Raw genomic sequence first — 13,873 nt, 5'->3', positions numbered from 1 at the left:
CCGCCTGGCCGTGGCCCGGGAGCGCTTTGCCCGCCGATTCCGCGTTCGCGCCGCACCCTGCCAGGAGAGAACCCCGATGTTGCCCGCCCGTCACCGCCATCCCCGCTGTCGCCCACTCGCTCCGTTGACCCTGGCCATCGCCGGTGTCCTGCTCGCCGCCCTGCAGCCCGCCGCTGCGCAAGACAGTCAGGCCGCCACCGACCTGGCCCGGGTCGAAGTCACCGGCTCCAACATCCGCCGCACCGACGTGGAGACCGCCTCGCCGGTGCAGGTGATCAGCAAGCAGGACATCCAGGCGATGGGCGCGCGCACGTTGCTGCAGGTGCTCGACAACCTGCCCGCGGCACGCCCGGCGCAACAGGACGCGCGCTCGCTGTTCACCGGTTCCGATGGCGCCTCGCAGGCCAATCTGCGCGGCCTCGGCGCGCAGGGCACGCTGGTGCTGTTGAACGGCCGCCGCCTGTCGTACTACGGCGCGCCGGCCGGCTTCCAGACCCAGTTCGTCAACATCGATGCGATCCCGGCCGCGGCGATCGAGCGCATGGAAGTGCTCACCGACGGCGCCTCGGCGGTGTACGGCACCGACGCGGTGGCCGGCGTCATCAACGTGATCACCAAGCGCAACTTCCAGGGCGCGGAGATCAATTTCAGCAACGACACCTCCACCCGCATCGAGTCCTACGGCGAACACCAGGCCAGCATCACCGCCGGCTTCGGCGACCTCACCGAGAACCGCTTCAACGTCTACGGCGCGGTCAACGTGTACCGGCGCGACGCGATCCCGCTGCGCGACTTCTACGACAAGCGCCCGGCGCAGTACTACGTCAACAATCCCAACTACCTGACCAACCTGCGCCTGGGCGTGGGCAGCAAGCCGGGCCAGTTCAATCCGGGCAGCTACTTCGCCTTCGACCCGGTTACCGGGCGCCGCGTGCAGGAAGCCGCACCGGGCTGCCAGAACGTGCTGACCAGCGAGGCCGCCGGCCCGCGCTGCGTGTGGGAAACCTGGTTGAACAACGAGATCGACGCCGGCGCCAAGTCCGAACGCAACACGGCCTACCTCAACGGCACCTTCCTGGTCGGCGCCAGCACCGAACTGTTCGCCGAGGCCACCTACACCGACATCGACCTGCGCGCCAACGGCGGCACCCCACGCGCGTTCAACACCACCACCGGCAACCCCACCAGCTGGTTCTCGCGCAACACCGGCAACACCGTCAACCAGTTCCTGTATCCGTTCCTCGGGCCCAACAACGAGTACAACCATGCCAGCCCGCAGTTGAAGGCGATGATGGGCGGGGTGGTCGGCCTGCAGTACCTGCTGCAGGACGCCGGCCCCGACTACTTCGGCCAGCGCAACACCGACAAGAGCTACCGCGTGCTCGGTGGCGCGCGCGGCAGCTTCGGCGACTGGAACTGGGAAACCGCCTTCGCCACCGCCGGCACCCACTCGGTCACCTACCAGACCGTCAACGTCAACGTGAAAGGCTTCGAGAAGGCGTTCGGCCCGTTCACCATCGACCCGGGCACCGGCCGGGTGATCATCTCCGACCACCCGGCGTACAGGTTCGGCGAGATCAGCGCCGCCAACGCCGCGCTGATCCGCGAAGCATTCCCCACCTTCGACATCGAATCGTGGACGCGCTTGCACACCCTCGACGGCAAGATCGAAGGCCCGTTGTTCCAGTTGCCGGCCGGCGAGATGCGCGCCGCGTTCGGCTTCAACGCCAGCCGCGAGACCTTCTACACCCCCGGCAACCCGGACGCGGCCAACGGCCTGATCACCCAGCAGGGCGGCTCCTGGTTCGACGGCAAGCGCAACACCTATGCGCTGTTCGCCGAGACCGTCGCGCCGATCACCGACAAGCTGGAACTCGACGCCGCGTTGCGCGCCGACAAGTACCCGAACTTCAGTACCAACCTCGCGCCCAAGGTCGGCTTCAAGTACCAGGCCTTCGAGCAACTGTTGCTGCGCGGCACCTATTCCACCGGCTTCCGCGCGCCCAGCCTGGCCGAGTCCGGCAGCGGCGGCGTCTATGCGCAGCTGGGCGGCTACCGCGACGAGGTGCGCTGCGGCGAGACCAATGCCATCGCCAACCTGCTGCTGCAGTCGCGCCGCAGCGGCGACGTGGACCTGGGCAAGAGCCTGCTCAATGCCGACTGCAGCCACACCGTGGCGCGCATGACCCAGCCGAACCCGGACCTGAAGCCGGAGAAGGCCAAGATCGCCACGCTCGGCTTCGTCTACGAGCCGGCCAACTGGCTGTCGGTCTCGGCCGACTACTGGTTCATCTACCGCGACAACGAGATCGTCGCCCCCGACTACCGCCGCGCCGGCGACATCACCGCCATGACCCGTTCGCCGATCAGCGACAGCGACCGCGCCAACCTCGCCCAGCTGGCGGCGATGTGCGCCGATCCGGCCAGCGGCGTGGCCTGCCCGGGCACGCTCCCAGGCTACAGCGTGGGCAATGTCGCCAGTGTGGTCGGGCAGTACCGCAACCGCGGCAAGACCCTGGTCGACGGCTTCGACATCGACGCGCGCAGCCGCTTCTCGCTCGGCCAGTGGGGCGGGCTGAACATCGGCCTGGCCGCCACCATCGCCAACCGCAACCGCTTCTACATGGACCAGGACAGCGGCTGGTACTACGGCGACGTGGTCGGCTACTACAACAACCCGCGCCTGCGCGCCACGCTCAACGCCGACTGGACCTACCGCCAGGTCACCACCAGCATGTTCGTCAACTACGTCGGCGGCACCAAGTGGGCCACCGACCGGATCGACGCCGAGGACAACAACCCGCAGACCTGCACCGCCGGCTACCTCAAGCTGCAGCCGAGCAAGTGCGATGGCGCGCCGTCGTGGTGGACCGCCAACCTCAGCGTCACCTGGCGCCCGGACGACGCCTGGAACCTGAGCTTCACCGTCAAGAACCTGTTCGACCACCTGCCGTTCTACGATCCGAACAGCTTCCTGGGCGATTCCAGCGACTACGCCACCATCTTCGGCCGTGGCTACAGCGTGACGATCGGCTACCGCTTCAAGTGAGCGCACCTGCAGCAGCATGCGTGCCGGCCGACGCCGGCGCGCATCCAAGAGGAGACCGCACATCATGAAACGACGCGACTTCATCGCCGCTGGCGCCGCCATCGCCGCCAGCAGCCTGCTGCCGCAGACGCCGGCCTGGGCGCGCAAGCGCACCCTGCGCCTGGCCATGATCGGTACCGGCATGCGCGGTCAGGTGCTGCTGACCGAACTGCTGCGCCGCGACGACGTGGAACTGGTCGCCCTGTGCGATAGCGAGCCGATCATGCTCGGCCGCGCCATGGCCATGGTCGCCAAGGCCGGCAAGCCCGCACCCACCGCCTACGGCCAGGACCGCGACGCCAATGCATGGAAGCGCGTACTGGCGCACAAGGGCCTGGATGGCGTGATCGTGGCCACGCCCTGGGAGTGGCATGCACCGATGGCGATCGCGGCGATGCAGGCCGGCGTGGCGGTCGGCTGCGAGGTGGTGGCCGGCATCACCCTGCAGGACCACTGGGACGTGCTCAACGCCCAGCTCGCCACCAGCACCCCGTACATGCTGCTGGAGAACGTCTGCTACCGCCGCGACGTGATGGCCGCGCTGCAGATGGTGCGGCAGGGCCTGTTCGGCGAACTGGTGCATCTGCAAGCCGGCTACCAGCACGATCTGCGCGGGGTGAAGTTCAACTCCGGCGACCCGGACCAGCCCTACGACAGCGGCGTGGAGTTCGGCGCCAAGGGCTGGAGCGAAGCGCGCTGGCGCACCGCGCATTCGGTGCAGCGCAGTGGCGAGCTGTATCCCAGCCACGGCATCGGCCCGTGCGCGATGTACGCCGGCATCAACCGCGGCAACCGCATCACCCACCTCAACGCGTTCGCCAGCAAGGCCCGCGGCCTGCACGACTACACCGTGGCCAAGAGCGGCGGCAACACCCATCCCAGCACCAAGGTGGCGTTCAAGCTGGGTGACGTCGTCACCACCACCCTGGCCTGCGCCAACGGCGAGACTATCCTGCTGCAGCACGACACCTCGCTGCCGCGTCCCTACTCGATGGGGTTCCGCGTGCAGGGCACCAAGGGCCTGTGGATGGATCTCAACCAGTCGATCCACCTCGAAGGCCGCAGCCCGCCGCACCAATGGGAAGCCTTCAAGCCCTACCAGGACCAGTACGAGCACCCGCTGTGGACGCGCTACGCCGCCACCGCGGCCGGCGCCGGCCACGGCGGCATGGACTGGTTCGTCATCCACGCCTTCGTCGAAGCACTGAAGGCGAGGGCACCGATGCCGATCGACATCTACGACGCCGTGACCTGGAGCGCGATCACCCCGCTGTCCGAACAGTCTATCGCCAGCGGCTTCCAGACCGTCGCATTCCCGGATTTCACCGCGGGCGCGTGGCGCCAGCGCGCGCCGATCTTTGCGTTCGACGGCACGTACTGAGCGCGGTCGCCCCGGTACTCCACGCCTTGCATCCGTGCCGGGTGGCGGCCGGGTGTTTCGCTCCACGGACACTTGCATGTCAAACACCAGCGGCTATAGTGCCGCGCGTGGTGCGCTCCGGCGCGCTTTTTTCTGCGTGTCCAGTGGTGCGGTCGGGCCGATTCGCCTTGGGTGGATGGCCGGCCTGGGCTGGGCGTCGATCATCCTTTAGCCGTCAGTGAGCGCAATGAACGCACCCCTCTTGGAACTCGTCGAGCTTCTTTCTTCCGGCAGCACCGAACCCGACGAACGAAGCGAGATCGTTCGGGACATCGAAGCCTTCCTGCCGGAGCTGGAGTGGACCGAGTGCGAGGAACAGGCGTATGCAGTCGCGATCACCGCGGCGATGGAGCGTTACTCCGCCAACGGCGACAAGATGATCGATGTCCACCACGAGCTCTGCCAGATGATGGGCGACGCATTCCCTGCCTTTCCCAAGAACGTGGGGACGCAGACCGAGTACTTCACCTGGCTGGATCGCCACCTTGCCGAATGGACGGACGAAGGCGATGGCTACGACGTGGTGGACATTGACGATATGACCACCGAAGACCAGCACCTGTTTGTGGTCTACCGGCGCGACGTGCCGCGCATTCTCGAGATTGCGGCGTCGTTGGGCGTGCCCGCCAGGCGTCCGCTGGACTACTGGCGCGGGCTCGGGTACGTCTGAGGTCTGGCACCCTATCCGGGGGATGACGCAAAGCAGGGAGTCGAGCTTCCGGCTCGGAGTGCGGATTCAAAGCTGGCAGGGAGAGGTTTGAATCCACGCACCCGTGAGGGTGCGACTCGGCGCTGTATTCTTCGCGCAGTTCGTCGATGTCGTTTCAATCCACGCACCCGTGAGGGTGCGACTGAGGCGACGCCTCAAAATGCGGTTAGCTCTAGTTGTTTCAACCCACGCACCCGTGAGGGTTCGACCTTCAGGCGTCACCAGCATCCCGGCCTCAAACGAAGTTTCAACCCACGCACCCGTGAGGGTGCGACAGGATGATTTCCGACGGATCGCTGCCCGGATCATCGTTTCAACCCACGCACCCGTGAGGGTGCGACTTGCGCACCTCTTCCTTGACCAGCGGGTGTGACTGGTTTCAACCCACGCACCCGTGAGGGTGCGACGTGCCCACCACATGCCGTTTTCGTCCTCTCCACCGAAGTTTCAACCCACGCACCCGTGAGGGTGCGACGGGCTTGGACTGCTTTGCTGCACGCTCTAGCGCAGGTTTCAACCCACGCACCCGTGAGGGTGCGACCGCGGCACGGGGGCCTCACGGCATACGGGACTCAGCGTTTCAACCCACGCACCCGTGAGGGTGCGACCCGCAGATCCGGGACATCTTCTATCCGACCATCGAGGTTTCAACCCACGCACCCGTGAGGGTGCGACGAGCCGTCTTCCTGCGCGGTCAGCAGCAGGTACGCGTTTCAACCCACGCACCCGTGAGGGTGCGACGGTATCGCAAGATTTTCTTTCGGCGGCAGATTTCCGTTTCAACCCACGCACCCGTGAGGGTGCGACGGGGGCGCGCAGCGCCCCGCGACTGGACGGATGCGTTTCAACCCACGCACCCGTGAGGGTGCGACTGTCGGCGCTGCGCTTTTCGCGCTTGGACAAGCGGTTTCAACCCACGCACCCGTGAGGGTGCGACGCTCTCAACGGCGGCACCATCGAGCAGCTGGTCGAGTTTCAACCCACGCACCCGTGAGGGTGCGACTCACTGGTGTTTTTCACTGCCGCGCAGGTAGCTTAGTTTCAACCCACGCACCCGTGAGGGTGCGACGGCGCTCGGCGCCCTGCTGCCGCTGGTGATCGCATGTTTCAACCCACGCACCCGTGAGGGTGCGACGGGCGGCTGGCGCGCGCTTGCGTGCGCCATCTACCGTTTCAACCCACGCACCCGTGAGGGTGCGACTCGCCAAGATCGAACAGCAGGGCAAGGCCGCAGAGTTTCAACCCACGCACCCGTGAGGGTGCGACAGGACCACGAGCGCGACATCACCTGCTTCTGCATGTTTCAACCCACGCACCCGTGAGGGTGCGACCGCACACGACGATCCGCAAGCCCTCGCCGAGCAGCTGTTTCAACCCACGCACCCGTGAGGGTGCGACTGACCAGTGTCCAGCGCGACACGGCTAGCTATGCCGGTTTCAACCCACGCACCCGTGAGGGTGCGACCGTACATGCGGGACAGGCTGCGGGAAGATCTGGAAAAGTTTCAACCCACGCACCCGTGAGGGTGCGACGTACCAAGCGCCGACAGCCAAGATGACCGCAATGGGTTTCAACCCACGCACCCGTGAGGGTGCGACCAGTTGGTGGGCCTGAGCGTTGTCACCTTCGACGATGTTTCAACCCACGCACCCGTGAGGGTGCGACACTGGCGCGGTGGTCGCGCTCGAACTGACGAAGGCGTTTCAACCCACGCACCCGTGAGGGTGCGACACCCACCAAAGCTGAGAACCTTTCCATCGAGAGAGTTTCAACCCACGCACCCGTGAGGGTGCGACTTGCTGCTTGCGCCTCTCTACGTTCATGCAGCTAATCCGTTTCAACCCACGCACCCGTGAGGGTGCGACTCGCCCACCTGCGCACGTTCGATCGCTACGAGAAGTTTCAACCCACGCACCCGTGAGGGTGCGACGATTTGACTCAGCAAATGCGGCAGCACTTTCCTGGTTTCAACCCACGCACCCGTGAGGGTGCGACACGTAAAGGCGCCGATCACCGATGGCGCCTACGGGTTTCAACCCACGCACCCGTGAGGGTGCGACGCCCAGCCGCGCCGACGGTCCGCCACGCGGGCGGTGTTTCAACCCACGCACCCGTGAGGGTGCGACGCCAACCGCTTCAAGCGGTACATGGGCATGGACGAGTTTCAACCCACGCACCCGTGAGGGTGCGACGTCGTCGCCCCGAAGTTTGCGGAGAAGATCGACGAAGTTTCAACCCACGCACCCGTGAGGGTGCGACGCCACTGGCTGCAGGGGCGCGACTGGATTGAGCCGTTTCAACCCACGCACCCGTGAGGGTGCGACACCGTCAGCATTTAACATACGGCAGCCCTTACAGGTTTCAACCCACGCACCCGTGAGGGTGCGACCGGATGTGTTGGACGCGCTCGGGAAGAAAGGCTGGTTTCAACCCACGCACCCGTGAGGGTGCGACCTCCCAACCGGATTGGAACTTGCCCACCAGTTCGCTGTTTCAACCCACGCACCCGTGAGGGTGCGACATCGCGCTCGGTGCGGTGATCGTCGGTACTGGCTGGTTTCAACCCACGCACCCGTGAGGGTGCGACGCGTCCAAGTACAAGCCGCTTGCCGCGTTTGAGGAGTTTCAACCCACGCACCCGTGAGGGTGCGACGGAGAAGCGGACGCTGGCCCAGCAGATCGCGGACCGGGTTTCAACCCACGCACCCGTGAGGGTGCGACGTCCCGGCTCGGGCCGCAGTTCCTCGTTCGAGCAGAGTTTCAACCCACGCACCCGTGAGGGTGCGACCGGCCGACGACAGCTTGGTCGAGCTGGAACGCTCGTTTCAACCCACGCACCCGTGAGGGTGCGACAACCGGGCGCGCGCGAGATGCCAGCACGCTCTATGTTTCAACCCACGCACCCGTGAGGGTGCGACTGCCCCAGCATAAGTGCAGAGACGCGTTGGAGGAAAAGCGGCATTCGCGCGAACCGGCGCCGGGGAGGTGCCGCGCGACCGTGTCGATGTCGGTGTCCAGCGCGGATGGCGAGCGCTTTCCTTCTGCATCAATGGCTTGCGAAATGCGCGAACCTCCCCGGGATGTGCCGGTCGCTTGCGGTTCGCGTCAGAAGATCAGCGGCCCCTTGAGGTCCAGGCTGGGTTTGGCGCCGACGTGTTCGACGCGGGCTTCCCACTTGGCGCCAAGATGGTAGAAGCGCAGGCTGTCGATGCCGGGATCGATCAGGTCGCACAGGCGCTGCCGAAGTTCGGCCCATTGCGCCGGGTCGACTTCGATCTCGAAGACCGAGAACTGGACACGCTGCCCACGGTCTCTGCAGGCCTTGGCGACCTTGCGCAGGCGCTTCTCGCCGCCAGGGGAACTGGTGCTGACATCGTAGCTGACCAAGACCATCATGCGGCGCGTGTCCCTGTCATTTCCAGAAGAAGGCGGGGTAGCCGTCCAGGTCGCCCCGCAAGTGCCGGGCCAGCAACTGCGCCTGCACGAAGGGCAGCAGGCCGATCTCCACCTTCTCGCCGAGGAAGGCGTGGTGCAGTTGTTCGCGCTTGCGTTCCTGATAGGCCACCAGCACGGTCTTGCGGGCATCGTCCTTCAGCAGAACCGCGCCGTTGTCGAACACCTGGAAGTCGCGTGCATGCAGCTGCCGGCGGTTGATCAGCGACAGCGCCAGGCGTTCGCCCAGGAGCGGGCGGAACTCTTCGGCCAGGTCCAGTGCCAGGCTGGGACGTCCGGGGCGGTCCCGGTGCAGGAAGCCCACCGCCGGGTCCAGGCCCACGGTTTCCAGGGCCGAGCGACAGTCGTGGGTGAGCAGTGTGTAGAGGAACGAGAGCAGGGCGTTGAAGGCGTCGCGTGGCGGACGCCGGTTGCGGCCGCCGAAGCGCAGCAACGGGTGTTCGGCATGCACGAGTTGGCCGAACACGCCGAAATACGCTTGCGCCGCTTCGCCCTCCAGGCCGCGCAGGATGTCCACGTCGGTCTCGACGAGCACGCGTTGCGGAATGCGCTTGAGCCGCTTCAACGCATGCTGGAATGCCGCGGTGTCGGTCAGCCGGTCGCCGTGGTCGCGCCAGCCGCGCGCCAGGACGGCGCGCTGGTTGTGGATCTTGCCTGCCAGCAGGTGACGGACGATGGCGGCGCAGCCGGCGGGGTCGTCGCTGCGCCGGTACTGCGCGCGACGCAGCAGCACGTTGCCGGAGACCGGCCCTTCGACCCGCGCCAGGAAACGGCCCTGCGGCGTCAGGTAGCAGATGCTGATGCCCTGTTCGGCGCAGAAGCCCAGCAACTGCGGAGAGACGGCGACGCGACCGATGCAGACCAGGCTCTCCAGCATGTGCACGGGCAGGCGGGCGCGCTCCTGCCGCTCGACCTCCAGGACCACGTTGGCGCCATCCTTGCGCAGCCAGGCGCCGTCGGTGGTGACGTACAGCGTATTGAGTTGGCGGCGCATGGTCAGTCCTCCTCGGCATCGAGTTGGTCGTGCACCCAGTGCGCGACGCTGCCGCGGTCGAGCAGGCGCGGCTGGCACAGGTCGATCAGGGAGCAGGCATCGCAGCGCTTGGCGTCGTAGCGTGCGGCAGGGGTCAGGCCGGCGCGCAGCAGTGCGCGGGTTGCAGCGATGGTGCGCAGCGTGAGGTCGCGTAAAGCCGCGTCGAAGTCCACTTCCTTGCGCCGGCGCGTCTGCCCGTAGAACAGTGCACCGGCCGGCACCGCGCGTCCCAGCATGTGCTCCAGGCACAGCGCCTGCGCGCACAGTTGCACTTCGTCGGCGCGATGCGCCTTGGGGCGCCCGCGCTTGTACTCGACGGGGAAGGCGACGTCGGCGTCGCCGTTGGGATGGAACTCCACCACGTCGGCCTTGCCGGTGATGCCCAGCTCCAGCGCCAGCAGCGGCATCGCGGTCACGGTGCGCACGCCGCGCCGGCGTTCGGCCTGTGGCGCGTCGGCGCGCTGGTGCAGCAGGCGTCCCTCGGCCGTCTGCCGGTTCTCAGCCCATTGCTGCTCCACATGGATGAGCGCGCACTGCCGTGGGCAGTACAGGTAGTGCTGCAGGGCGGAGAGCGGGATCAGGTCGGCATCGTCCATGTCCCGCTCCCGTTTGCCTCAGAACAGATCCGTCACGCTGACGCCGGCCGGCAGGTCGCGGTCGATCGTGACCCGGTAGTCGGCGAAACTGCGTGCCGGGCCGGCGTCGCTGTCGGCGACGCGTTCGACCTTCACCTTGTCGAACAGCACGTGCGCCGGCGCGTTGCCCATCGGGTGGTCGTGCTTGAACACGATCAGCTTGCGCGCCGACATCTCGCCGCGCGCGGCGGAGCGGTCGTGCTCGAACAGGTTGGTCAGGGCCCGCCACAGCAGTTGCAGGTCGTCCTCGGAGAAGCCGGTGCGCTCTGCCAGCTTGGCGGAGATGAAGCCGTGTGCGCGGTACAGACCATAGGGCAGGATGTGCTTGCGGCCCATGGTGCGTTCCTTTTCCAGGTCCTTCTCGTTGGTCACCGCCACGCGGGTGATCGACACTTCCAGCGGCAGCACCGGTTCCACCGAGCTGGCGAAGGCCAGTTGCACTGGGCCGCGGACCTGCCCGGAATTGACTTCGGTGGTCATCACCGCGCCGAAGGTGCGCACGTCGAAGAAGTTCTTGCACATCCAGGCCGTCAGTTCGCGTGCCTTGGCTTCATCCTTGGGCAGCTTCTTGGCTTCCGGTTCGATCTTCAGTGCGGCATAGGCTTGCTTGTGCTGGTTGTTCAGCACCGACTTCTCCTGCATGTAGATGGCGTGGCCGGGCTGACCTTCCTGCTCCAGCGCAACGTAGTTGCGGATCTTGCGCTTGAGCGCCACGTCGGTGACCAGGCCGCGGTTGGTTTCCGGATCCAGGCGCGGCAGGTTGCCGGCATCGGGGTCGCCGTTGGGATTGCCGTTGGTGACGTCGAACAGGTAGACGAATTCGTAGCGGTTGGCGATGGCGCTCATGCGGTCTCTCCTTCGGAAGCGGTGTCGGGGGCGTCCTGGCCGTCGTTGCGGGCGAAGCGCGCCTGGCTCTGGTGGTAGTAGCCGATCGAAAACATTCCTTGGCTTTCAATGTCTAATGATCGTGGATAGGGACCCTTAAGCTGATTGATGATCTGTGCGGTATCCCGCTCAATGGCGCCGGCAATGCGGCTTTTGCTTTCGCCCATCTTTCGCAGTTTCGAGAGATGGTTCTGAAAGTTCCTCATTAGAGAAGGAAAGACCACTTGGGGAGTGCTTGATGCGGACCCGTAGTACTTGTCTTTAATGCTTGATCCCACTCCACCAAGCGCGTTTTCCTGGGCGTTATAAAGCAGGAAGAACAGCCGTCCCAGCAGGTAGCCGGGATCGGTATTGCCCGTATCGAGACTCATGGGTGGTTCCCTCTGGTCGGTTGACAGTCCTTGTTGCCTGCTCAAGCGCGCTTCGCGTGCCAGGACGGCCCGGCACAGCGCGATGCGCAATGGAGAGAGTTGCCCGTCGGCGCGGAAGCGCATCACGATGCTGCCGAGCAGGCTGTGCGGATAGCGGGTGCCGGCGAGGATCGCCCTGGTCAGCTCACCTGCCAGCAGGGGCGACACGTCTTCGGCTTTGGGTTTGCCGTGCTCGCCGTAGATCGGCGCGGTCTGCAGGGCGAGGTAAGCGGGTGTGGGCGCGCGCTTCCAGGCAGGCGGCAGCAAGCTCAGGTCGTCGTAGTGGTCGGCCAGGCGTTTGGCGAATCCGGCCAGCGTTTGCGTTTCCCAGAAGCGGATCGACAGGCGCGACGCGTTCGGCGCCAGGCCAAGGACAAAGATGCGGGCGTCGTCGTCCAGTCCGTCTTCCAGATCGCGCAACGGCCGCGCCTGCCGGACCTGCTTCATGACCAGTTCCAGGCGCCGGGTCGCCCGACCGTCGGCGATGCTGGGGTCTTCGGTGTCTTCGCCACGCATCAGGGCGGCGACCACGTCCTCGGCGTTCTGCGCCTGTGTCGTGGTCCTGGCCTGGGCCCAGAACACCACGGTGGTATCGCCGATCTGCACCCGCTGACGGTTGTGCGGGTCGCGGCGCAGCAGGTGGTTGAGCGCGGTGGTGTAGGCGAACGCCGCCTGTTCGGAGATCGGTGCGTTTTCGCCCTGCTGTTTGCCGTAGGAGGTGAAGGCATCGAGGTTGAAGGAGACGATGGAGGCGCCGGAACTCTGCGCGCCGTTCACCCCCTTGATCGCCGGATGCAGCCGCGCCAGCGGCGCCAGCGTGCCGCTGACCAGGCACAGGCCGCGGATACCATCGCCCACCTGGCCTTGTTGCCGGTCCCAGGCCGTACGAGCGGCCGCACGTTCGTGCAGATAGCCAGGGTCGCCCTCCAGCCTGAAGGCCAGGTTGGTATCCAGCAGCGCTTCGCCATGCGGGGCGAACGCAGGATGATCGGCGTATTGCTCGGGCGACCATGTGGCCAGGAACGCTAGCAGCGCCTGCAGTCCGGCGTCGTCGCTGTCGGCCAGGGCCGGCTGGTGCAGCGCCTTGAACGCGGCATGCTCCTGCGCGCTGCGCTTGCTGCTGGCGCTGACGCCAAGGACGTAGCTGGTCTTGTCCCACAGGAAGTTGGACTTGATGCCCGCGGTGCGTTTTTCCGGCTGGGGGACGCGCATGGCCTTGGCGAGGCGCTTCTTGCCCTCGTTGCGGTGCTCGTCCTGGACCGAAACGACGCTGCCGTCGGCGGCCAGTACCACGGTGTAGCCGATGTTCTGCTGGCTGTAGCCGGGTGCGGCGATGCCGGAATCGGGATCGTCCAGAAGCCGTTGGTAGTAGTCGGCGAGGGCGGACAGGATCATGCGCGTACTCCGCCGTCCTGCGGTGGCGGCACCGCGACCAGCCCATCGACCATCTGCGCACGGAAGAAGCGCGGGGTCATGCCGTCGGCGAAGTCGATGTCGTGCAGCATCCAGCCCAGGTCGTGTTCCCCGGACAAGCCTGGATCGCTGGCCGGCGGCGGGTCGTCGTCGCCGAGCAGGGTGAAGCTGGCGGGGAACTCGCGGGTCCCCAGGCAGGGCGCCTGGAAGCACTGCCCGCGCCGCGCGCGGCGGTTGAAGATGTCCAGATGCTTGCCGACGTTGTCGTCCGGGCCGGCCTTGTCGGTCAACTCGAAGTGCGCGGCAATCACGTAGCCGACATCGCGAAGGAGGGTGGCGGCGCGTTGCTGCCGGTCCTCCTCGATGTAGCTGACCAGGCCATCGGTGCGCCCGGCGTTGATCGCCTTGCCGACGCTGGCGGCCGACAGCTTGCCGCCGACTTCGTTGCGGCGGATCGACTCGAAGCGGATCGGCTTGAGCACCTGGATGCTGTCCACCACCCAACGGATCGCCGGCTTCCAGTGAATCGCTTCGAGAATGCCGCGTGCGGCAGACGGCGTGATGATGTCGTAGGACACCCGCTCTACTTTCATTTCCGGGCGCGTGAACAACGCCCGCTCGCCCCAGACATGGAGCCTGACTCCGTAACTCATCCTTGTTCTCCCGCCCATGAGAGCGTGTTTCCACGGAATGCCCCTCTCCGAGGAGAGGGGCATGGTTTACTCCCGTTGCATCACATTAGTTTCAATCCGCGTTCTTTCAGAACAGTTGTTTGAGCAGCCCTCGGAGCCAAGGGGTACCCAGCACAAGCGCAAAGAGAACGACC

General features: G+C 66.1%; 9 protein-coding genes and 1 CRISPR repeat array. Of the genes, 3 read left to right on the top strand and 6 right to left on the bottom strand.

Features of this window, described 5'->3' with window-relative positions; genetic code table 11:
• Window positions 1-76 precede the first annotated feature (76 nt).
• The 3 genes from SLW55_RS16530 (at window position 77) to SLW55_RS16520 (ending at window position 5,178) form a co-directional block, all read left to right on the top strand.
• Window positions 77-3,049, top strand: a complete 2,973-nt coding sequence (locus SLW55_RS16530) for a TonB-dependent receptor (protein WP_320745417.1) — start codon at window positions 77-79, stop codon at window positions 3,047-3,049.
• Window positions 3,050-3,113: 64 nt separating this feature from the next.
• Window positions 3,114-4,469 carry a Gfo/Idh/MocA family oxidoreductase gene (locus tag SLW55_RS16525; protein ID WP_320745416.1) on the top strand — a complete coding sequence of 452 codons (1,356 nt, stop codon included), beginning with the start codon at window positions 3,114-3,116 and terminating at the stop codon, window positions 4,467-4,469.
• A gap of 226 nt (window positions 4,470-4,695) precedes the next feature.
• On the top strand, window positions 4,696-5,178 hold the full coding sequence (locus tag SLW55_RS16520; protein ID WP_152236739.1) for a hypothetical protein: 483 nt from the start codon (window positions 4,696-4,698) through the stop codon (window positions 5,176-5,178).
• An 85-nt stretch (window positions 5,179-5,263) separates the two neighbouring features.
• Window positions 5,264-8,136: direct repeats of the CRISPR family, unit length 31 nt; unit sequence GTTTCAACCCACGCACCCGTGAGGGTGCGAC.
• Window positions 8,137-8,323: 187 nt separating this feature from the next.
• Here the strand turns inward: SLW55_RS16520 and cas2 are convergent.
• Genes cas2 through cas5c form a run of 6 tightly spaced genes read right to left on the bottom strand, consistent with a single transcriptional unit; the run spans window position 8,324 to window position 13,700 of the window.
• Window positions 8,324-8,614 carry a CRISPR-associated endonuclease Cas2 gene (gene cas2 / locus SLW55_RS16515; RefSeq protein WP_017907380.1) on the bottom strand — a complete coding sequence of 97 codons (291 nt, stop codon included), beginning with the start codon at window positions 8,612-8,614 and terminating at the stop codon, window positions 8,324-8,326.
• A gap of 16 nt (window positions 8,615-8,630) precedes the next feature.
• Complete coding sequence (gene cas1c / locus SLW55_RS16510) at window positions 8,631-9,665, bottom strand: type I-C CRISPR-associated endonuclease Cas1c (RefSeq protein WP_320745415.1); 1,035 nt, start codon at window positions 9,663-9,665, stop codon at window positions 8,631-8,633.
• Window positions 9,666-9,667: 2 nt separating this feature from the next.
• Window positions 9,668-10,300 (bottom strand): CRISPR-associated protein Cas4, encoded by a 633-nt coding sequence (gene cas4 / locus SLW55_RS16505; protein WP_320745414.1) that lies wholly within the window; start codon window positions 10,298-10,300, stop codon window positions 9,668-9,670.
• 18 nt (window positions 10,301-10,318) lie between these two features.
• Window positions 10,319-11,185 carry a type I-C CRISPR-associated protein Cas7/Csd2 gene (cas7c, locus tag SLW55_RS16500; RefSeq protein ID WP_320740166.1) on the bottom strand — a complete coding sequence of 289 codons (867 nt, stop codon included), beginning with the start codon at window positions 11,183-11,185 and terminating at the stop codon, window positions 10,319-10,321.
• Window positions 11,182-13,029 (bottom strand): type I-C CRISPR-associated protein Cas8c/Csd1, encoded by a 1,848-nt coding sequence (gene cas8c / locus SLW55_RS16495; protein ID WP_320745413.1) that lies wholly within the window; start codon window positions 13,027-13,029, stop codon window positions 11,182-11,184. The genes cas7c and cas8c overlap by 4 nt, the downstream gene beginning before the upstream one ends.
• The gene (gene cas5c / locus SLW55_RS16490; RefSeq protein WP_039725800.1) at window positions 13,026-13,700 is read right to left on the bottom strand and encodes a type I-C CRISPR-associated protein Cas5c; all 675 of its coding nucleotides are present in this window, start codon (window positions 13,698-13,700) and stop codon (window positions 13,026-13,028) included. Before cas5c ends, cas8c begins: the two co-directional genes overlap by 4 nt.
• Window positions 13,701-13,873: the final 173 nt, after the last annotated feature.

Source organism: Xanthomonas sp. LF06-19 (genome assembly GCF_034105425.1).
Classification (GTDB): Bacteria; Pseudomonadota; Gammaproteobacteria; order Xanthomonadales; family Xanthomonadaceae; genus Xanthomonas_A; species Xanthomonas_A sontii.
Note: the sequence above shows the minus strand (reverse complement) of the source record. Positions and strands in the feature narration are given on the sequence as shown.